Genomic DNA, 20,352 nt, shown 5'->3' with positions numbered 1-20,352 from the left:
GCGCATGGCCAATATGGTCAAGGCATGACGAACGAGCCTGTCTCCTTCCCCCGACGGCACGCGCGCACCCAGCGGTTCACGCTCGGCGCGCCCCGTGCCTTCACCGTCGCTCCCGACGCCTCCCGGGTGGTGTTCCTGCGCTCCGGCTCCGGTACGGACCGGGCCAACGCGCTGTGGGTCCTCGACCCGGCCGACCGGCGGGAACACGTGGCCGCGGACCCGCGCGCCCTCCTCGGCGGCGCCCTGGAGGACCTGTCGCCCGAGGAGCGGGCGCGCCGTGAGCGCAGCCGTGAGGGCGGCGCCGGAATCGTCGGCTACGCCACCGACACCGCCGTGGAGTTGGCCTCCTTCGCCCTGTCGGGGCGGCTCTTCACAGCGGAGCTGCGGGCGGGCACCGCACGTGAACTTCCGGTGCCCGGGCCGGTGATCGACCCGCGTCCCTCGCCGGACGGACGGCATGTCGCCTATGTCGCCGGCGGCGCCCTGCGCGTGGTGGGCGCCGAGGGCGAGGGGGACCGGGCGCTCGCCGAGCCGGAGTCGCAGACCGTCGCCTACGGCCTGGCGGAGTTCATCGCGGCCGAGGAGATGAGCCGGTCACGGGGGTTCTGGTGGGCGCCGGAGTCGGACCGGCTGCTGGTGGCGCGGGTGGACGAGGCGCCGGTCGGGCAGTGGTGGATCTCCGATCCGGCACACCCCGAGCGGGAGCCCGCCCACGTCCGCTACCCGGCGGCGGGCACCGCCAACGCCGAGGTGCGGCTGTTCGTGATCACCTTGGACGGGACGCGCACCGAGGTCGCCTGGGACCGGGAGCGCTACCCGTACCTGGCACAGGTGCACTGGTCGGCCGCCGGGGCGCCGCTGCTCCTGGTGCAGGCCCGTGACCAGCGCAGCCAGGTGTACCTGGCGGTGGACCCGGCCTCGGGGGCGACCCGGATGGTGCACGCCGACGAAGATCTAACTTGGCTTGATCTTTTCCCTGGTGTGCCCTGCTGGAGCCCCTCCGGACAGCTCGTACGCATCGTGGACGAGGGGGGCGCACGCGTCCTGGCCGTGGGGGAACGTCCGCTCACCGGACCGCAGTTGCACGTCCGGGCGGTGCTCGACGTGGCCGGGGACGATGTGCTGGTCGCCGCCTCGGCGGGCGAGGAGGCGGCGGAGCCGGAGACCGGCGAGGTGCACGTCTACCGCGTCAACGAGCTGGGCTGGGAGCGGGTGAGCCAGGAGCCCGGCGTGCACACGGCGGTGCGCGCCGGGGAGGTGACCGTGCTGGTCACGGCCACCCTGGACCGGCCGAACACACGGGTGCGCGTGCTGCGGGACGGTACGGAGACGGCGGTGATCGCCTCGCGGGCCGAGGACCCGGGCCTGACCCCGCGCGTGACCCTCACCGAAGGGGGCGCACGCCGAATTCCGTGCGCCGTGCTTATGCCTACGGACTACCCCCGTGACACGGGCGCCCCGCTGCCCGTCCTCCTCGATCCCTACGGCGGCCCGCACGGACAGCGCGTGCTGGCCGCGCACAACGCCCACCTCACCTCGCAGTGGTTCGCCGACCAGGGCTTCGCGGTGGTCGTCGCGGACGGCCGCGGCACCCCGGGCCGCTCCCCCGCCTGGGAGAAGGCGATCCACCGCGACTTCACCCTCACCCTGGACGACCAGATCGACGCCCTCCAGGACCTCGCGAAGACCCATCCGCTCGACCTCGGCCGGGTGGCGATCCGCGGCTGGTCCTACGGCGGCTACCTGTCCGCGCTGGCCGTGCTGCGCCGCCCGGACGTCTTCCACGCGGGCGTCGCCGGTGCCCCGGTCACCGACTGGCGGCTCTACGACACCCACTACACCGAGCGCTACCTCGGCGACCCGGCCGCGGACCCGGCGTCGTACGCGAAGAGTTCACTGGTCACCGACGACGGCCTGACCGAGCCCGCCGAGCCGCACCGCCCGCTGATGATCGTGCACGGCCTGGCCGACGACAACGTGGTGGTCGCCCACGCCCTGCGGCTCTCCTCCGCCCTGCTCGCCGCCGGCCGCCCGCACGAGGTGCTGCCGCTGTCCGGGGTCACCCACATGACCCCGCAGGAACAGGTCGCCGAGAACCTGCTGCTGCTCCAGGTGGACTTCCTCAAGCGGTCCCTGGGCCTGGCCTGAGCGGCCCGTAGGCACGGCACGGGCCGGGACGCCGTACGCGCCCGGCCCGTGCCGTGCCTCAGTCCCGCCCCACCACCTGCCGCTCCGCCGCGAAGTGGCAGGCCGACTCGTGCGCCGCCGGACCGCCCGTGTCACGCAACCCGGCGGGCACCGCCAGCAGCGGCACCTCCAGCGCGCAGCGCTCCCGTGCCTTGAAGCAGCGGGTGCGGAACCGGCAGCCGGAGGGGACGTTCGCCGGGGAGGGCACGTCACCGGTGAGGATGATCCGCTCCCGGCGCTCGCGGGCCTCCGGATCGGGCACCGGCACCGCCGACAGCAGCGCCTGGGTGTAGGGGTGCGTCGGGTGCTCGTAGATCTCCTCGTCCGTGCCGGTCTCCACGATCCGGCCCAGGTACATCACCGCCACCCGGTCGCAGATGTGCCGCACGATCGACAGGTCGTGCGCGATGAAGACGTAGGAGAGGTCGAACTCCGCCTGGAGCCGCTCCAGCAGGTTGATCACCTGCGCCTGGACGGACACGTCCAGCGCCGAGACCGGCTCGTCGCAGACGATGACCCGCGGGCGCAGCGCCAGGCCGCGGGCGATGCCGATGCGCTGGCGCTGGCCGCCGGAGAACTGGTGCGGATACCGGTTGACGTACTCCGGGTTGAGACCGACCACGTCCAGCAGCTCCTGGACCTTGCGCCGCCGGTCGCCCTTCGGGGCCACCTCGGGATGGATCTCGTACGGCTCACCGATGATGTCGCCCACCGTCATGCGCGGGTTGAGCGAGGTGTACGGGTCCTGGAAGACCAGCTGGATGTCGCGGCGCACCGCCTTCAGGGCCCTGCCGGACAGCCGGGTGACGTCCTCGCCGCGGAAGCGGACCGCACCGGCGGTGGGCCGCTCCAGGTGGCACAGCAGCTTGGCGACCGTGGACTTGCCGCAGCCGGACTCCCCGACGATGCCGAGCGTCTCGCCCCGGCCGAGCGAGAAGTCGACGCCGTCCACCGCCTTCACCGCGCCCACCTGCTTGCGGAACACCACGCCCCGGGTGAGCGGGTAGTGCTTGACCAGCCCGGTGACGTCGAGAAGGGGCTCAGCCGGTCCGGCCATCCAGGCACTCCCTCCAGAAGTGGCAGGCGGACCCGCGCTCCTCGTCCACCTCGTACAGCGGCGGTACCTGCGCACGGCACACGTCGCGGGCCATCGGGCAGCGCGGGTGGAAGGCGCAGCCGGGCGGGATGTCCATCAGGTTGGGCGGCAGGCCCTTGATGGCGTACAGCTCCCGGCCCTTGCGGTCCAGGCGCGGGATGGAGTCCAGCAGCCCGCGCGTGTAGGGGTGGGCGGGGGCCTTGTAGAGGTCGTGGACCGGGGCCCGCTCCACGATCCGGCCCGCGTACATCACCGCGATCCGGTCGGCCACGTCGGCCACCACACCGAGGTCGTGGGTGATGAGGATGAGGCCCATGTCGTACTCGCGCTGGAGTTCCGCGAGCAGGTCCATCACCTGCGCCTGCACGGTCACGTCCAGGGCCGTGGTCGGCTCGTCCGCGATGATCAGGCCGGGCTCCAGGGCGAGCGCCATCGCGATCATGATGCGCTGGCGCATCCCGCCGGAGAACTGGTGCGGGTAGTCCCCGACGCGCTGCGCGGCGGCCGGGATGCGCACCCGGTCCATCAGCTCCACCGCCCTGGCCCGGGCCTCCTTGCGGGACATGCCCCGGTGCACGGTGAACAACTCGGCGAGCTGGGCGCCCACGGTCAGCACCGGGTTCAGGGCGGACAGCGCGTCCTGGAAGACCATCGCCAGGTCGGCGCCGCGCAGCCGCCGCCGCTCCTCCTCCTTGAGTGCCAGCAGGTCCCGGCCGCGGAAGAGGACCCGGCCGCCGGTGATCCTGCCGGGCGGGGTGTCCAGGATGCCCATGACCGCCTGGGCGGTGACGGACTTGCCGGAGCCGGACTCCCCGAGCACGGCGAGCGTCTCCCCCCGGTCCACCGCGTAGTCGACGCCGTTGACGGCGTGGGCCACCCCGTCCCGGGTGCGGAACTCCACGTGCAGGTCGCGCACTTCGAGCAGCACTCGCTCGCTCACCTCAGCTTCGGGTCCAGGGCGTCGCGCACCGCGTCGCCGAGCATGATGAAGGCCAGCACGGTCACGGCCAGGGCACCGGCCGGCCACAGCAGCGCGTGCGGGGCGTTGCGCACATAGGGCGAGGCGGCGGAGATGTCGATGCCCCAGGACACGCTGGGCGGTTTCAGCCCGACGCCGAGATAGGACAGGGTCGCCTCCAGCGCGATGTAGGTGCCGAGCGCGATGGTGGCGACGACGATCACCGGGGCGACGGCGTTGGGCGCGATGTGGCGCAGCAGGATGCGGGTGTCGGAGGCGCCGAGGGCGCGCGCGGCCTGCACGTAGTCGTACTGCTTGGCGGTGATGACCGAACCGCGGGCGATGCGGTAGATCTGCGGCCAGCCCAGCAGCACGATGAACCCGACCACCGGCCACACGGTGTTGCTGGTCACCACCGACAGCAGGACCAGGCCGCCGAGGACGACCGGGATCGCGAAGAAGATGTCGGTGACCCTGGACAGCACCGCGTCCCAGGCCCCGCCGAAGAACCCGCCGAGCGCGCCGAGCACGGAGCCCAGCAGGGCCACGCCGACGGTGGCGCACACGCCGACCGTCACGGAGGCCCGGGCGCCGTGCACGGTACGCGTGTAGACGTCGCAGCCCTGCCCGTCGAAGCCGAAGGGATGCCCGGCGGACGGGCCGTCCTGGGCGCGGGCCAGGTCGCAGCTGAGCGGGTTGCCGGGGGCGATCAGGGACGGCCAGACCGCGATCAGCACCAGGAAGCAGATGACCAGCGCGGAGAGCAGGAAGACGGGGTTGCGGCGCAGGTCGCGCCAGGCGTCGGACCCCAGGGAACGGGGCTTGTCCCGCGGGCTCCGCGAACCCTGCGGACCCTGTGGTCCTTCGCCGGGGCCGCGTTCCAGGGTGCCCGCCTCGCTCGCCGCCAGGTCCATGCCGCCGCCCATGCCGGTGCCCGCGACGGCGCCTTCGGGCTCGTACGGCCGCGCGGGCCGCGGCGGCTGCGCGGGCTGCTCAGGCATAGCGGATCCTCGGGTCGAGTACGGCGTACAGCAGGTCCACGAGCAGGTTGGCGACCAGGAAGACCAGGACCAGGACGGTGACGAAACCGACGACGGTCTGCGTGTTCTGCCGCAGGATGCCCTGGTAGAGCTGGTAGCCGACGCCGTGGATGTTGAAGATGCGCTCGGTGACGATGGCGCCGCCCATCAGGGCGCCGATGTCGGTGCCGATGAAGGTGACCACCGGGATGAGCGAGTTGCGCAGCAGGTGCCGGACGACCACGCGGCGGCGTGGCAGGCCCTTGGCGACGGCGGTGCGGACGTAGTCGGCGCGCCGGTTCTCCGCGATCGAGGTGCGGGTCAGCCGGGTGACGTAGGCCAGGGAGACGGAGGCGAGGACCAGGCCGGGCACGATCAGCTCGTCGAAGGACGCCTCGGGCGGTACGGACGGCCTGATCCAGCCCCAGGTGACGCCGAACAGCAGTTGCAGCAGCAGGCCGGTGACGAAGGTGGGGACCGAGATGACGACCAGGGTGAGCAGCAGGACACCGGTGTCGACGGGCCGGCCGCGGCGCAGCCCGGTGAGCACGCCCAGGGTGACACCGACGACGATCTCGAACACGATCGCGACGATGGTCAGCCGGATGGTCACGGGGAAGGCCGCGCCCATCAGCTCGGTGACGGGCTGGCCGTTGAACGCGGTGCCGAAGTCGCCGGTGAACACGTTCCCCATGTAGGTCGCGTACTGCTGCCACAGCGGCCTGTCGAGGCCGAACTCGCGTTTGAGCTGGGCTGCGGTGGCGGTGTCGCAGGCACGTTCCCCGCACAGCCCGGCGACGGGGTCGCCCATCACGTTGACCATCAGGAAGATCAGCAGAGTGGCCCCGACGAACACCGGGACCATCTGGAGCAGGCGCCTGGCGACATAGCGTCCCACGGCGGCTCAGCCGACCTTGATCTCGTTGTAGACGGGGACGCTGAACGGGTTGAGCGCCACGTCGCGCAGCCGGTCGGAGTAGCCCGCGCTGCCGTTCTGGTACCAGAGCGGGATGGCGGCCATCGTGTCGCGGACGACTCCTTCGGCCTGCTGGAAGAGGCGGATCGCGGCGCGCCGGTCGGTCTCGGCGTTGGCCCGGTCGACGAGCTTGTCGAACCGCTGGTCCGACCACGTGCCGTCGTTGGAGGAGGCGCCGGTGTAGTAGAGCGGCTGGAGGAAGTTCTGGATGAGCGGGTAGTCCATCTGCCAGCCCGCCCGGAAGGGACCCGTCATCTTGTGCCGGCCGATCTGGTCACGGAAGTCGGCGAAGGTGCCCACCGGGTTGCCGACGCAGGCCCGGTCGTCGCCCAGCGCGTTGTTGACGGAGTTGCACACGGCGTCCACCCACTGCTTGTGCGAGCCGGTGTCCGCGTTGTACGTGATCCGCACCTGGCCGCCGGGCAGCCCGCCGCCCTCCTTGACGAGCTTCCTGGCCGCCGCCGGGTCGTAGGAGCACGCCGTGCCGCACAGGCCCGCCCGGTAGCCGCCGTCCGCGCCGAGCACCGGGGAGGTCCAGTCGGTGGCCGGGGTGCGGGTGCCGCGGAACAGGGTCCTGGTGATCTGCGCCCGGTCGATGGCCATGGACAGGCCGGTGCGGACCTTGCGCGCCCCGTCGGTGTTCCACGCCTTGTCGTAGTACGGGAAGGCGAGCGTCTGGATGATGCCGGCCGGGGAGTTGAGGTAGCGGCCGTCCAGGTCGGAGGTGACGTTCTTGAGCTGGCTGGCGGGGATGTCGTCGACCAGATCGAGGTTGCCGGCCAGCACGTCGGTGTAGGCGGTGTTGTTGTCGGTGTAGACCATCAGGGTGACCCCGGCGTTGCGCGCCTTGTCGGGGCCCGGGTAGCGGTCCCACTTCTTCAGGTACATCTGCGCGCCCTTGGTGTACGACGCGATGGTGTACGGGCCGTTGCCGACGGGCTTGTCCAGCCACGCCTTGTGGTGGGTGAAGAACGTCCGGGGCAGCGGGGCGAAGGCGGCGTAGCCCAGGGTGTCGGGGAAGGTGGAGAACTTCTGGGCGAGCCGGACGGTGAAGGTGCGCGGGCCGGTGACCTTCAGGCCGGAGAGGGTGTCGGCGCGCTGCCGGCCGCTCGCCGGGTGCACCTTGTCGTAGCCGTCGATGTAGCCGAAGAAGTACGCGTTCTTCTGGTTGTTCTTCAGGCTCGCCCCGTAGTTCCAGGCGTCGACGAAGGAGTGCGCGGTGACCGGTTCGCCGTTGCTGAAGGTCCAGCCCGGCCTGACCGTGACGGTGTAGTGCTGGGAGTCGGGGGTGTCGATCCGCTCGGCGAGCATGTTCTGGGCCTTGCCGGTGCGCGGGTCGTACCGCTTGAGGCCGCGGAAGACCATGTCGAGCACCTTGCCGCCCTGCACCTCGTTGGTGTTGGCCGGCTCCAGCGGGTTCTGCGGATCGCCCCAGGACGAGCTGAGCACCCCGGCCCCGGCGGCGCCCGCGCCGCTGCCGCAGGCCGCGGCCAGCGGCAGCGCGGCCAGCACCGCGCCCGCGGCCCAGGTGACGCGCGGGACGGAACGCATGGGCTGCCTCCTCGCGGTGGGGTGCGGTGCGACGCGGTGCGGTGCGGTGCGGTGCGGTGCCGTACGGCGTGCGGCTTGGCACTCATATCACCACATAAAAGGCATAAGGCACGCACGGCTCACCGGTGGCGGCGCCTGATCACCGGCAGCGGCCCCCGGGAGACAGCCCCGGGAAACGCCGATTCCCGGCACCTTGACGGGTGCCGGGAATCGGTGTGTGCCGTGAGGGGAGGGGGCGTCAGGCCGCGTGGACGACGTCCTTCTCCTCGGCGAAGTGGCAGGCCGACTCGTGGGCCGCCGGGGTGTCCGCGTCCTTGAAACGCTCGGGGACCGCGAGCAGCGGCAGCTCCTCGGCGCACCGGTCCTGGGCCTTCCAGCAGCGGGTGCGGAACCGGCAGCCCGAGGGCGGGTTGGCCGGGGAGGGCACGTCACCGGTGAGGATGATCCGCTCCCGGCGCTCGCGGGCCTCCGGGTCCGGCACGGGCACGGCCGACAGCAGCGCCTGGGTGTAGGGGTGCGTCGGGTGCTCGTAGATCTGCTCGTCCGTGCCGATCTCGGCCATCTTGCCCAGGTACATCACGCCGACCCGGTCGGAGATGTGCCGGACGATGGACAGGTCGTGCGCGATGAAGAGGTAGGAGAGGTTGAACTCGTTCTGCAACCGCTCCATCAGGTTGATCACCTGCGCCTGCACCGAGACGTCCAGCGCGGACACCGGCTCGTCGCAGATGATGACCTCCGGGTTGAGCGCGAGGCCGCGGGCGATGCCGATGCGCTGGCGCTGGCCGCCGGAGAACTGGTGCGGATACCGGTTGATGTACTCCGGGTTGAGGCCGACCACGTCCAGCAGTTCCTGGACCTTGCGCCGCCGGTCGCCCTTCGGGGCCACCTCGGGGTGGATGTCGAAGGGCTCACCGATGATGTCGCCGACCGTCATCCGCGGGTTGAGCGAGGTGTACGGGTCCTGGAACACCATCTGGATGTTGCGGCGGACCGCCTTCAGCGCGCGCCCGGACAGCTTGGTGATGTCCTGGCCCTTGTAGAAGATCTCGCCCGCGGTCGCCTGCTCCAGGTTCATCAGCAGCTTGGCCACGGTGGACTTGCCACAGCCCGACTCGCCCACGATGCCCAGGGTCTCGCCCTGGTACAGGTCGAAGGAGATGCCGTCGACGGCCTTGACCGCACCGACCTGCTTCTTGAACAGGATGCCCTGGGTGAGCGGGAAGTGCTTCATCAGGCCGCGCACCTGGAGGATCGGCTCGCCGCGCTCGACGGGCGCCTCGATGGCGCTGACCGCCTCCTCCTCGGTGCGGGCGTCGACGACGTCCACCTCGGAGACGTTCGGCGTGGCGTCCTGCTGCTCGTCCTTCTTGCTCAGCTCAGCCATGGATCGTCTCCTTCCAGAAGTGGCACGCCGAGGCGCGGCCGGGCAGTTCGCCGCCGTCGCGCTCGGTGACCTGCAGCAGGGCCGGGACCTCGGTGCGGCAGACGTCCTGCGCCTTGGGGCAGCGCGGGTTGAAGGCACAACCGGACGGGGTGTGCAGCAGGTTGGGCGGCAGGCCCTTGATCGCGTACAGCTCCTGGCCCTTCTGGTCCAGGCGCGGGATCGAGTCGAGCAGGCCCCGCGTGTACGGGTGCGCCGGCCGCTTGTACAGCTCGTGCACCGGCGCCTGCTCGACGATGCGGCCCGCGTACATCACCGCGATCTTGTCGGCGACGTCCGCGACGACGCCGAGGTCGTGGGTGATGAGGATCAGGCCCATGTTGTACTCGCGCTGCAAGTCCGCGAGCAGGTCCATGACCTGTGCCTGGACCGTCACGTCGAGAGCCGTCGTGGGCTCGTCGGCGATGATCAGGTCCGGCTCCAGCGCCAGTGCCATGGCAATCATGATGCGCTGGCGCATACCGCCGGAGAACTGGTGCGGGTAGTCGTTGACCCGGGCGGCCGCGGCCGGGATCTTCACCCGGTCCATCAGGTCGATCGCCTTGGCCTTGGCCTCTTTCCTGGACAGGCCGAGGTGGACCCGGAACATCTCGCCGAGCTGGTAGCCCACGGAGAGCACCGGGTTCAGGGAGCTGAGCGCGTCCTGGAAGATCATGGCGATCCTCCGCCCGCGGATCTTCCGGCGCTCCTCGGCGGACATCTTGAGCATGTCCTGGCCGCGGAAGAGGATCTCCCCCTGGGGGATCTTCGCCGGCGGCATGTCCAGGATGCCCATGATCGCCTGCGCGGTCACGGACTTGCCGGAGCCGGACTCGCCGAGCACGGCGAGCGTCTCGCCCGCGCTCACGCTGTAGTTGACGCCGTTGACCGCCTTGGCCACGCCGTCCCGGGTGTGGAACTCGACGTGGAGGTCGCGTACCTGGAGCAGCGGCCCTCCGTACTCCCCGCCGTCGAGCGGGGTGGGCGCCGGTTCGGTGTCTTCGATGATCGTCACGTACGCCTCCCTCAGCGCAGCTTCGGGTCGAGGGCGTCGCGGACCGCGTCGCCGAGCATGATGAACGCGAGCACGGTGAGGCTCAGCATGGCGCTGGGGAAGAACAGCACGTGCGGCGCGGTCCGGATGACCGTCTGGCCGGACGAGATGTCGTTGCCCCAGGAGACGGCACTGGGCGGCAGGCCGATGCCGAGGTAGGACAGGGTCGCCTCGGTGGCGATGTATCCGCCCAGCGCGATCGTGGAGACCACGATCACCGGAGCGACCGCGTTCGGCAGGATGTGCCGGATCAGGATGCGCGAGGTGCCGGCCCCGAGCGCCTTCGCCGCCTGCACGAAGTCCTGCTGCTTGACCGTGATCACGGAACCGCGCATGACGCGGGCGATCTGCGTCCAGCCGAGGAAGACCAGGGCGGCCACCACGGACCACACGGTGCGGTGGGTGAACGCGTTCAGGATGACGATCGAGCCGAGCAGCAGCGGGATGCCGAAGAACATGTCGGTGACCCGGGACAGCAGCGAGTCGAACCAGCCGCCGTAGTAGCCGGCGAGCATGCCGACCACGCTGCCCAGGAGCGCCACTCCGACGGTGGTGCAGGTGCCGACGATGATCGAGGCGCGGGCCCCGTAGAGGACCCGGGAGTAGACGCTGCGGCCCTGGCCGTCGTAGCCGAACCAGTCGGCCTGGCCGACGTCGCCGTACTTGGGCTTGCTCAGGTAGTGGTGCGCGAGATCCGCGTACTTGGGGTCGACCGAGGTGAACAGGCCGGGGGCGGCGGCGATCAGCAGCAGCAGCAGGATGAGCACCGCGGAGATCACGAAGAACGGATTGCGGCGCAGCTCGCGCCAGGCGTCGGACCAGAGGCTGCGCGGCTTGTCCTGCACGGGATTCGGGGCCGACCCGTGGGCCACCTCCTCCTCCAGCGCGGTTTCGGTCGTAAGTGCCTCAGACATAGCGGATCCTCGGGTCCAGGGCGGCATAGAGCAGGTCGACGACGAGGCTGGAGATCAGGTAGACGATCACCAGCACGGTGACGATGCCGACGACCGTCGTGTTGTCCGACTGGACGATCGACCGGTACAGCTCGTTGCCGATGCCGTGCACGTTGAAGATGCCCTCGGTGACGATGGCGCCGCCCATGAGCGCGCCGAGGTCGGTGCCGAGGAAGGTGACCACCGGGATCAGCGAGTTGCGCAGCAGGTGGACGCCGATGACGCGGCGGCGCGGAAGCCCCTTGGCGACGGCGGTGCGCACGTAGTCGGCGCGCAGGTTCTCCGCGATGGAGGTGCGGCTCAGCCGGGCCACGTACGCGAAGGACAGCGAGCCGAGGACGATGCCGGGCAGCAGGAGCTGCGAGATGTCGTCGGAGTCCTGCACGGTCGGCGTCACCCAGCCGAGCTGGCTACCGAAGACCGTCTGGAAGATGTAGCCGAGGACGAAGACCGGGATGGAGATCAGCAGGAGCGTGAGCACCAGCACGACCTTGTCCGCGATCTTGCCGCGGTTGAGTCCGGACAGGAGGCCCAGGGCGAGGCCGACGACGACCTCGATGACGAAGGCGACCAGAGCGAGCCGGATCGTGACGGGGAAGGCGTCGGAAATGACGTCCAGGACCTTGCGCCCGGTGACGAAGCTCGTCCCGAAGTCTCCCTTGAATACGTTGCTGATGTAGTGCCAGTACTGCTCCAGCACCGGTCGGTCGAACCAGTACTCGTGCCGCAGGCGTGCCATCGCCTGCGGATCGGCAGGCCGGTCGCCCCACAGCGCCCGAACGGGGTCACCGGGCAGGGAGTACACCATCAGAAAGATGAGCAGAGTGGTCCCGATGAAGACCGGGATCATCTGGAGCAGTCGCCGCGCGACATAGCGCCCCATGGAGCCTCCATTATCAGCCGCTGCGGGCGGCCGCCCCTGCCGCGCTCTCCTTGTGGGGGGTGGTGCGGGGCGGCTGCCGTTGGCGAACGGTGGGGCGCCCACGGCCTGCGTGGGCGCCTCGTTGATTCGACCGTTGCGGCCTTTACTTCTTGAAGACCTCGACGTCCGTGAAAACGGGCTTGCCGAAGGTGTCGTAGCTGACGTTGGTGACGTTCTGCGAGTAGCCCGCGTTCGTCTTGTAGTACCAGAGCGGGATGGCCGGCATGTCCTTGTACAGGGCCGCCTCGGCGTCCTGGTACAGCTTCACCGACTCGTCCAGCGTGGCCGCCTTGTCGGCCTTGGCCGCCAGCTCGTCGAACTCCTTGTTGGAGTAGCCGCCCTCGTTGCCCGCCGCGGTGGTGCCGTACAGGTCCTTGAGGAAGTTGGCGTTCAGCGGGTAGTCCTGCACCCAGCCGGAGCGGTAGAGGCTCTGGACCTTCTTCTTGGTGCGGACGTCGAGGGTCGTCTTGAAGTCGGCCTTCGCGTCACCGTCGCACTTGACCCCGGTGTTCTGGGTGATGTTGGCGCACACGGCCGTCACCCATTCCTTGTGGCCGCCGTCGGCGTTGTACAGGATCGAGATGCTGGCGTTGGCGCCACCGGACTCCTGGACCAGCTGCTTGGCCTTCGCCGGGTCGTACTTGCACGCATCGCCGCAGGCGTTCTCCTTGTAGCCCTCGACGGCCGGCGGCACGAAGCCGGTGGCCGGGGTGCGGGAGCCGGCGAGCACCGTCTTGGTGATGGTGTCGCGGTCGATGGCCATGGACAGGCCCTGGATGAACTTCGCGTGGTCCTTGACGTTCTTGATGGCCGGCGCGTACTCGGCGACCGCGACGGTCTGGATCGAGTTCTGCGGGGCGTCCACGGCGCGCTTGCCCAGGTCCTGGTGGTACTTGGCCATGTCGCTGGGGGCGACCTGGTCCAGCACGTCCAGGTTGTTGGAGACGGCGTCCTGGTAGGCGGCCTCGGACGTCGTGTAGAACTTGAAGTCGATGCCGCCGTTCTTCGGCTTCGGGCCCGCGTAGTTCGCGTAGGTCTTCGTCATGAAGTCCTTGTTGTGGTTCCACGCGACGAACTGGTACGGGCCGTTGCCGACCGGCTGCTGGCCGTACTTCTTCGGGTCCGAGTAGAAGGCCTTGGGCAGCGGGTAGAAGGCGCTGTAGCCCAGCTTGTAGGTCCAGTACGGGGCCGGGTTGGCCAGCGCGACCTTGATGGTGTAGTCGTCCGGGGTGGACAGACCGGACATCTTGTCGCTCTTCGGGTCGCCCTTGTCCGGGTGGACATCCGTGTAGCCCTGGATGTCCGAGAACCAGGAGGCGTTCTGCTGCGCGTTCTTCGGGTTGGCGCCCCAGTTCCAGGCGTCCACGAAGGAGTGCGAGGTGACCTTCTCACCGTTGTGGAAGGTCCAGCCCTGCTTCAGCTTGATGGTGTAGTGGCTGGCGTCGTCCTGCTTGATGGACTCGGCGACGAGGTTCTCCAGCTTGCCCGTCTTCGGGTTGTAGTCGGCCAGGCCGCTGAAGAGGGCGTCGGTGATGCGGCCGCCGCCGGTCTCCATGACGTTGGCGGGCTGGATCGGGTGCTGGGGCTCGCTGCTCTGGTAGCTGTACACCCCGCTCGGGTTGACCGCACGCGAGCTGTCGTCGCCCGAGTCGCTGCCCCCACCACAGGCCGTCGCACCCAGCGCCACAACGGCGGCTATCGCAACCCACTTGGCGCTCTTGGCACCACGCATGGGGCTCCTCCTCATGAGTCCATTGGTTCACCGCATGGAGGGGCACATGACGCATCACCGTTACCGGTGCCTGAAATGGTCAGGTGCCCCCTGGCTCGTGAGTCGGCGCCGCCAGCAGCGCGTGACCCGTTGATCCGAGCTCTACGCGCCTAACTATCTGCCATGCGAACCAGACCGAACCACACCTTCTAGGTCTCGGTTCGATCACACCTGCCGCCTACTTCTTCCAAAATCCGGACAAAGGGTTTGGTGAAAGATCCCTGCGAAACGGACTTGTCACACAACTATCGGTTCAGGACGTCCGGATAGCGGACAGATCGGAAAAGAAAAGTAGTTGCGCGATGACGGCGGGGTGATCCCGGCGTACGCCGGGGCCTCCGCGGCACGGGACAGACCGGCGCGAGAACCCGGCAAGCCGTAGATTCCGGTCACTCTAACAACGGCGCGCCGACCGGTACGTGCCTGTGCGCGAGCCGGTGCCGTGTTATAGGGAAAACCCTCTACGGCCCTGTCCGCACGGGCGCGACGCGCACGGGCCCTGGCGCGGCCGGCCCCTGACGCCGAACGGCCCGCCCGGCGTGCTGCCGGGCGGGCCGTTCGGTGCGGGGCGGCGGCGGCCCCGGGCGGGCCGGCCGTCGTCCGCGGGGGTGGGATCAGCCGTGCTTGGCGCGGCTGGCCGCGCGGGCGCGCTCACGGGCGTCCAGGTTCACCTTGCGGATGCGCACCGCCTCCGGGGTCACCTCGACGCACTCGTCGTCGCGGCAGAACTCCAGGGACTGCTCCAGGGAGAGCTTGCGCGGCGGGACGATCGCCTCGAACGTGTCGGCCGAGGACGACCGCATGTTGGTGAGCTTCTTCTCCTTGGTGATGTTGACGTCCATGTCGTCGGAGCGCGAGTTCTCGCCGACGATCATGCCCTCGTACACCTCGGTGCCCGGCTCCACGAAGAGCACGCCGCGCTCCTGGAGGTTGGTCATCGCGAACGCGGTGACCGCGCCGGAGCGGTCGGCGACCAGGGAGCCGTTGTTGCGGGTGGTCAGGTTGCCGAACCAGGGCTCGAAGCCCTCGTGGATGGAGTGCCCGATGCCCGTGCCGCGGGTCTGGGTCAGGAACTCGGTGCGGAAGCCGATCAGGCCGCGGGAGGGGACCACGAACTCCATGCGCACCCAGCCCGAGCCGTGGTTGGACATGTTGTCCATGCGGCCCTTGCGGACGCCCATGAGCTGGGTGACGGCACCCATGTGCTCCTCGGGCACGTCGATCGTCATGCGCTCGACCGGCTCGAAGGTCTTGCCGTCGACGTCCTTGGTGACCACCTGCGGCTTGCCGACGGTCAGCTCGTAGCCCTCGCGGCGCATCTGCTCGACCAGGATGGCGAGCGCCAGCTCACCGCGGCCCTGCACCTCCCAGGCGTCCGGACGCTCGGTGTCCAGGACGCGCAGCGACACGTTGCCGATCAGCTCGCGGTCCAGGCGGTCCTTGACCTGGCGGGCGGTGACCTTGCGGTCCTTGACGGCCGCCTTCGCGTCGGCGCCCTTGCCGGTGCCGCCGCGGCCGACCAGCGGGGAGGTGTTGGTGCCGATGGTCATGGAGATGGCCGGCTCGTCGACCGTGATCAGCGGCAGCGCGACCGGGTTCTCCGGGTCCGCCAGCGTCTCGCCGATCATGATGTCCGGGATACCGGCGACGGCGCAGATGTCACCGGGGCCGGCCTTCTCGGCGGGCTTGCGGGTGAGCGCCTCGGTCATCATCAGCTCGCTGATGCGGACGTTGCTGATCGAGCCGTCGCGCTTGATCCAGGCGACCGTCTGGCCCTTGCGCAGCTCGCCCTGCTCGACGCGCAGCAGCGCGATACGGCCGAGGAAGTTGTCCGCGTCGAGGTTGGTGACGTGGGCCTGGAGCGGGGCTTCCTCGTCGTAGGTCGGGGCCGGGATGTGCTCCAGGATGGCGGAGAAGAACGGCTCCAGGCTGTCGGAGTCGGCCGGGACCGTGCCGTTGTCCGGCTTGGTCAGCGACGCGATGCCGTCACGGCCGCAGGCGTAGACGATCGGGAACTCGATCTGCTCCTCGTCCGCGTCCAGGTCCAGGAACAGGTCGTAGGTCTCGTTGACGACCTCGTCGATCCGGGAGTCGGGGCGGTCCGTCTTGTTGATGCACAGGATGACGGGCAGGCGCTGCTGGAGGGCCTTGCGCAGCACGAAGCGGGTCTGCGGCAGCGGGCCCTCGGAGGCGTCGACGAGCAGCACGACACCGTCGACCATCGACAGGCCGCGCTCGACCTCGCCGCCGAAGTCGGCGTGGCCGGGGGTGTCGATGATGTTGATCGTGATGGGGTCCCCGCCGTCCTTGGGGTGATACTTCACCGCCGTGTTCTTGGCGAGGATCGTGATGCCCTTCTCACGCTCCAGGTCGTTCGAGTCCATCATGCGGTCGTCGACGGAGTCGAGCTGATGGGCGGCGAAGGCACCGGCCTGCTTCAGCATGCCGTCGACGATGGTCGTCTTGCCGTGGTCGACGTGGGCGACGATGGCGACGTTGCGGATGTCGTGACGTGTTGCGGACACGGCCATATTGAGGCGTACTCCCGGGGTGTGCGGACGGCTGCGCGTACGTCCTCGGCACGCGCGCCCTGCCGGGCTGAACACGCCACGGCCTCACCCCATGGTACGGGTGCGCCGGAGCGGGGGCCTGCCGGGCTGTTCCGGCACGGTCCGGCCCCCCTCGTCGCGCCCTCGTGGCCCCCTCCCGTCGCCTTGCGGGCGAGGGGCTAGGACGCCGGGCCCGCCGCCGCCTTGGCGCCCTTCTTCAGGAAGCCCATGTCCTCGTAGAGGGGCGTTTGGAAGCCGAAGGCGCCCACGTTGGCGAGGGTGTCGCGGGCGGCGACGAGCTGGGGGCGCTGGTAGAGCGGGATCGAGCCGGCGCTCGCCCAGATCCGGGAGTCCGCCTTGCGGACCAGATCGCGTTCCTCGCCCTCGTCCAGGGTGGCGATGGCCTGGTCGAAGAGCTGGTCGACCTGATCGGTGCCGACCCGGGTGTAGTTCTGCTGGACGTTCAGGGAGCCGTCGGCGGCCGGGACGGGCTTGGCGTAGACGGGCCGGGCGTCGGTGGCCGGGTAGGCGGTGGCGGGCCACGAGTACAGGGCCAGGTCGTACTGGCCGGAGGCGATGTGGTCCCGGAAGTAGCTGTCGTCGGAGACCTTGGTGATCTCGGTGGCGATGCCGACCTTCGCCAGCATGGCGGTGATCCGGTCGGCGACCTTGCGCAGCGTGTCGGAGCCGGTCCCGGAGGGCAGGACGAAACGGAGCGTGAGCGGCTTGCCGTCCTTGGCCAGCGGTCCGCTCACCGCGCCGGCCGGCGCGGCGGTGCCCTTGGGGGCGTACGCGCCGGGGGCGCCGCCCTGCTTCAGCTCCTGCGCGTAGGGCCGGCCGTCCTGGGCGAGCTGCTGGGGGCCGCTGCCGTCGCCCGCGTGCCGTCCGGCGCCCTCCCGCCCGGCCGGCCTGTCGTGGCCGCCGCTCTTGCCGTCCCCGTTGTGCTCGACGTCGTCGTTGACACCGACGATGTAGGTGCCGTCGCCCGAGCCGTCCTGCGCGCCGTCCTCGTCCTTGTCCCGCTCGGCGCCGGCCGCCTTGTCGCCCTTCTTCTGCTCCTTGACCGGTCCTGGCACCCAGCCGGCGTCCGCGAGCAGGGCCCGGGCCTGGGCGGTGTCCTGGCCGCCGAGGGCATCGCTGTTGTCGGCGTAGGCGGCCTGGCCGGACAGGGCGAGGTGGCTGCCGACCGGGGTGGCGGGCAGGCCGAGGGGCTTGAGGACGATCTCGGCGAGTTGCTGGCGGTTCAGGGCGTGCGCGACCGCGTGCCGGACCCGTTCGTCGGCGAGCGGGCCGCCGGCGCCGTTGAGGGCGAGCTGGGTGAAGGCGGGTTCCAGCGACTTGCGGACCCGGAAGCCGCGCAGCGCCTCCTGCTGCCGCAGGTAGGTGGTGAGGGTGCCGCGGCTCTTGCTCAGGGCGCGCCGTTCGCGGGCGGCGGCCTTCTCGTCGGAGCCGTGCACCAGCGCCCAGGAGCGCAGCGCCTTGGCCGCGGTGCGCCCGCCGCCCTGGAAGGGCGAGCCGCCCCGGGCGCCGTCGGCGAGGCCGATCCGGTCGGCGTCGGAGGGGTCGACGTCGGCCACGTCCACGGTGCCGTCGGCGAGCGCGGCGGCCCGCTTGTCGCGGGGCACCTCGTGCAGCACGATCGCGTCGAGCTTGGCCGGGTGGCCCCACCAGCGGGGGTTGCGGGCCAGGACGACGTCCTTTTCCTTGGTGTCGATCTTCTGCACGGCGAACGGCCCGGCGCTGACCTTGAGCTTCTTGCGGGCGTCGTCGTTGAAGGAGTTCGCGGTGCCGGTGACGTCCTTGGGGTACAGCGGCGAGAACAGCGACTGCCAGTCGGCGTAGGGGCGGGCGAAGGTGACGCGCACCTCCAGGTCGTTGGCGCCGCGCTCCACCTTCTCGATCCGGTCGTAGCCGGCGTTGCGGGCGGTCCAGTAGGCGGAGTCCTTGCCGGACAGGGCGCGCCACTGGGCGGCGAAGTCGGCGGCGCCGATCTCGCGGCCGTCGCTCCAGACGGCCTGCTGGTTGAGCCGGTAGACGACGACCTGCTGGGGCTCGGTGTCCACCACCCGGGCGGAGTCGAGGTAGTCGGCGTCGCGCTGCGGGCGCCCGCTCGCGTCGATGCGGAACATGGCGGGCAGCACGGCCTGGGCGATGCGGGTGGTGCCCGCGTCGGCGTCGGCCTGGAAGGTGTTCAGCGTCTGCGGCATGGCGTCCACGGCCCAGCGCAGGGTGCCCCCCTCGGCGACCGACGTGCGGGCGGCGGGCGCGATGTCCTGCCCGGCCAGCGGTCTGCCGCCGTCGTCGTCCGAGCCGCAGCCGGCCAGCAGGGGCACCGTGAGGGCGCCCGCGGTCAGGAAGGCGACCGAGCGCATGACCGCGCGGGGCCCGACACCGTCGTACGACATCTGTGCTACCTCCGAGGGGCCGCTCCCGCCAGTGGTCACGGGGGGCGACCCGGTGGGGACACAGGGTCACTTTGTCCCCATTTGGCGGTATTTTGGAGCTGATCAGATCTACGGCCCACTGAAGAGGAAAGGGTTCGCCACCCGGAGGCGACACGGCGGCGGACCCCCGCAAGGTCACCCGTGCGGAGCAGCGCGCGCCCAGCCGTCCCGGTACGCGCTCCAGTCGGCCTCGGTGGCGGCGAAGTCGACGTAGAGGGCGACACCGAAGCGGGCGCGGTCCGCGTCCGTGCGGGACAGGCCGAGCCGCACCCCGCGCACGGCGGCCGGCACGGTCTCGGCGCGCGACCAGTGGCCGAACCGGTTCTCGTGGAAGAACGGCAGGCCCATCAGCAAGTCGGTGGCGGGCGGGGTGACCTCCAGGGCGAGCGCAGTCTGCTCGGCGACGTACCCGCCGTACAGGCTCTGCGTGGGCTGCATGGTGTCGTACGACATCACCGCGATCTGGTCGACCCGGCGGGCGACCTCCCCGAAGTACGCCTGCGACCACCACTTGGGGTGACCGGTGAGGGTGCCCCACACGGAGTGGAACGCCGGGAGCGGGTCGATCTGGTGCGCGGCGACGGACAGCGCGGCGTGGCGGGCGCGGGTGACCTCGCGCAGGTCGTCGAGCAGGCCCAGGTAGTCGCGGTCGCCGGAGTGCAGCGGCTCCAGGTCGAAGTGGGCGCCCTCGAAACCGGCGGCCAGCACCGCCCGGGTGGCGGCGACCACGGCCGCCCGCGTCCCGGGCCGCTCCAGCCGCAGCCCGTCCGGGCTCTCGGTGGCCAGCGTGTCGCCCAGCCACGCCTGCACCCGCACCCCCGGCAGCGCCCGGTGCACGGCCGGTATCAGCCGCCCCGCCCCGCGGTACGCCGACGCGGGCAGCGTCCCGTCGTCCTCCAGCGGGCCCGCGTGCACGTACAGATCACGGATGCCGGTGCCGCGCAGCCGCCGGGCGAGAGCCGTGACATCGGCGTCCGACTTGCGCCCGTCCACCCAGGCGTGCCCCAGCCAGATGGCGTCCCGCCCCCTGGTGTACGTCCCATCGGCCGGCTCCCCCGAGTAGTTCACCCGCAGGGCCGCCTCGGCGGCGAGCAGCGGAATGAGGAGAGCGAGGACGAGGAGGAGCGCTGCTCGGCGGGTCCGGCGGGGCCGGCGGGTCCGGCGGGTCCGGCGCGGGGGGCGGTGGGCCCGGCGCGGGGGGCGGTGGGCCCGGCGCGGGGGGCGGTGGGGGCGGCGCGGGGGGCGGTGGGGGCGGTGGGTGGTGCGGGGGGCTGTCGGGGGGTCGGATGGGGGTGGGGGGTCGGAAGGGGGCGGGAGGTCGGCCGGGGGCGGGAGGTCGGCCGGGGGCGGGAGGTCGACCGGGGGCGGGAGGTCGACCGGGGGCGGGAGGTCGAACGGCTGCAGGAGCACGAACGTGTGCGGGAGGTCGACCGTGGGCGGGAGGTCGAC

Annotated in this window: 14 protein-coding genes; 1 reads left to right on the top strand and 13 read right to left on the bottom strand. The window is 70.8% G+C overall.

Annotated elements, in window-relative coordinates; all coding sequences use genetic code 11:
- Positions 1-24 precede the first annotated feature (24 nt).
- Positions 25-2,148, top strand: a complete 2,124-nt coding sequence (locus tag ABZ858_RS15390) for a prolyl oligopeptidase family serine peptidase (protein ID WP_361377262.1) — start codon at positions 25-27, stop codon at positions 2,146-2,148.
- Between the two features lie 58 nt (positions 2,149-2,206).
- On the opposite strand, the gene ABZ858_RS15385 is transcribed toward ABZ858_RS15390, so the two are convergent.
- From ABZ858_RS15385 to ABZ858_RS15325, 13 genes are all read right to left on the bottom strand, one after another.
- Complete coding sequence (locus ABZ858_RS15385) at positions 2,207-3,244, bottom strand: dipeptide ABC transporter ATP-binding protein (RefSeq protein ID WP_361377259.1); 1,038 nt, start codon at positions 3,242-3,244, stop codon at positions 2,207-2,209.
- Positions 3,228-4,211 carry an ABC transporter ATP-binding protein gene (locus tag ABZ858_RS15380; protein ID WP_361377993.1) on the bottom strand — a complete coding sequence of 328 codons (984 nt, stop codon included), beginning with the start codon at positions 4,209-4,211 and terminating at the stop codon, positions 3,228-3,230. The genes ABZ858_RS15385 and ABZ858_RS15380 overlap by 17 nt, the downstream gene beginning before the upstream one ends.
- Positions 4,212-4,219: 8 nt before the next feature.
- Complete coding sequence (locus ABZ858_RS15375; RefSeq protein ID WP_361377256.1) at positions 4,220-5,242, bottom strand: ABC transporter permease; 1,023 nt, start codon at positions 5,240-5,242, stop codon at positions 4,220-4,222.
- On the bottom strand, positions 5,235-6,158 hold the full coding sequence (locus ABZ858_RS15370; protein WP_361377253.1) for an ABC transporter permease: 924 nt from the start codon (positions 6,156-6,158) through the stop codon (positions 5,235-5,237). Before ABZ858_RS15370 ends, ABZ858_RS15375 begins: the two co-directional genes overlap by 8 nt.
- 6 nt (positions 6,159-6,164) lie before the next feature.
- The gene (locus ABZ858_RS15365; RefSeq protein ID WP_361377250.1) at positions 6,165-7,787 is read right to left on the bottom strand and encodes an ABC transporter substrate-binding protein; all 1,623 of its coding nucleotides are present in this window, start codon (positions 7,785-7,787) and stop codon (positions 6,165-6,167) included.
- A gap of 238 nt (positions 7,788-8,025) precedes the next feature.
- Positions 8,026-9,174, bottom strand: coding sequence for a dipeptide ABC transporter ATP-binding protein (locus ABZ858_RS15360; RefSeq protein ID WP_361377247.1), 1,149 nt, complete (start codon positions 9,172-9,174; stop codon positions 8,026-8,028).
- Entirely contained in the window at positions 9,167-10,225 is a 1,059-nt protein-coding gene (locus ABZ858_RS15355; protein WP_361377244.1) for an ABC transporter ATP-binding protein, read from the bottom strand. Before ABZ858_RS15355 ends, ABZ858_RS15360 begins: the two co-directional genes overlap by 8 nt.
- Positions 10,226-10,236: 11 nt before the next feature.
- Positions 10,237-11,178 carry an ABC transporter permease gene (locus ABZ858_RS15350; protein ID WP_361377241.1) on the bottom strand — a complete coding sequence of 314 codons (942 nt, stop codon included), beginning with the start codon at positions 11,176-11,178 and terminating at the stop codon, positions 10,237-10,239.
- Entirely contained in the window at positions 11,171-12,100 is a 930-nt protein-coding gene (locus tag ABZ858_RS15345) for an ABC transporter permease (protein ID WP_361377238.1), read from the bottom strand. The genes ABZ858_RS15350 and ABZ858_RS15345 overlap by 8 nt, the downstream gene beginning before the upstream one ends.
- A 142-nt stretch (positions 12,101-12,242) precedes the next feature.
- On the bottom strand, positions 12,243-13,871 hold the full coding sequence (locus ABZ858_RS15340; RefSeq protein ID WP_361377235.1) for an ABC transporter substrate-binding protein: 1,629 nt from the start codon (positions 13,869-13,871) through the stop codon (positions 12,243-12,245).
- Between the two features lie 653 nt (positions 13,872-14,524).
- Positions 14,525-16,441, bottom strand: coding sequence for a translational GTPase TypA (typA, locus tag ABZ858_RS15335; protein ID WP_361377232.1), 1,917 nt, complete (start codon positions 16,439-16,441; stop codon positions 14,525-14,527).
- Positions 16,442-16,638: 197 nt separating this feature from the next.
- Positions 16,639-18,864, bottom strand: a complete 2,226-nt coding sequence (locus ABZ858_RS15330) for an ABC transporter family substrate-binding protein (protein WP_361377229.1) — start codon at positions 18,862-18,864, stop codon at positions 16,639-16,641.
- 174 nt (positions 18,865-19,038) lie between these two features.
- Positions 19,039-20,313, bottom strand: a complete 1,275-nt coding sequence (locus ABZ858_RS15325) for a hypothetical protein (protein ID WP_361377990.1) — start codon at positions 20,311-20,313, stop codon at positions 19,039-19,041.
- Positions 20,314-20,352 lie beyond the last annotated feature (39 nt).

Origin of the sequence: Streptomyces sp. NPDC047017 (assembly GCF_040644175.1) — a bacterium.
Lineage (GTDB): Bacteria > Actinomycetota > Actinomycetes > Streptomycetales > Streptomycetaceae > Streptomyces.
The sequence above is the reverse complement of the archived record's forward strand: the minus strand, read 5'-3'. Positions and strand labels throughout refer to the sequence as shown.

Coding starts and splice junctions, on each gene's coding strand:
- ABZ858_RS15390 (WP_361377262.1), top strand. CDS start 25: ATGACGAACGAGCCTGTCTCCTTCCCCCGACGGCACGCGCGCACCCAG.
- ABZ858_RS15385 (WP_361377259.1), bottom strand. CDS start 3,244: ATGGCCGGACCGGCTGAGCCCCTTCTCGACGTCACCGGGCTGGTCAAG.
- ABZ858_RS15375 (WP_361377256.1), bottom strand. CDS start 5,242: ATGCCTGAGCAGCCCGCGCAGCCGCCGCGGCCCGCGCGGCCGTACGAG.
- ABZ858_RS15365 (WP_361377250.1), bottom strand. CDS start 7,787: ATGCGTTCCGTCCCGCGCGTCACCTGGGCCGCGGGCGCGGTGCTGGCC.
- ABZ858_RS15360 (WP_361377247.1), bottom strand. CDS start 9,174: ATGGCTGAGCTGAGCAAGAAGGACGAGCAGCAGGACGCCACGCCGAAC.
- ABZ858_RS15350 (WP_361377241.1), bottom strand. CDS start 11,178: ATGTCTGAGGCACTTACGACCGAAACCGCGCTGGAGGAGGAGGTGGCC.
- ABZ858_RS15345 (WP_361377238.1), bottom strand. CDS start 12,100: ATGGGGCGCTATGTCGCGCGGCGACTGCTCCAGATGATCCCGGTCTTC.
- ABZ858_RS15340 (WP_361377235.1), bottom strand. CDS start 13,871: ATGCGTGGTGCCAAGAGCGCCAAGTGGGTTGCGATAGCCGCCGTTGTG.
- typA (WP_361377232.1), bottom strand. CDS start 16,441: ATGGCCGTGTCCGCAACACGTCACGACATCCGCAACGTCGCCATCGTC.
- ABZ858_RS15330 (WP_361377229.1), bottom strand. CDS start 18,864: ATGTCGTACGACGGTGTCGGGCCCCGCGCGGTCATGCGCTCGGTCGCC.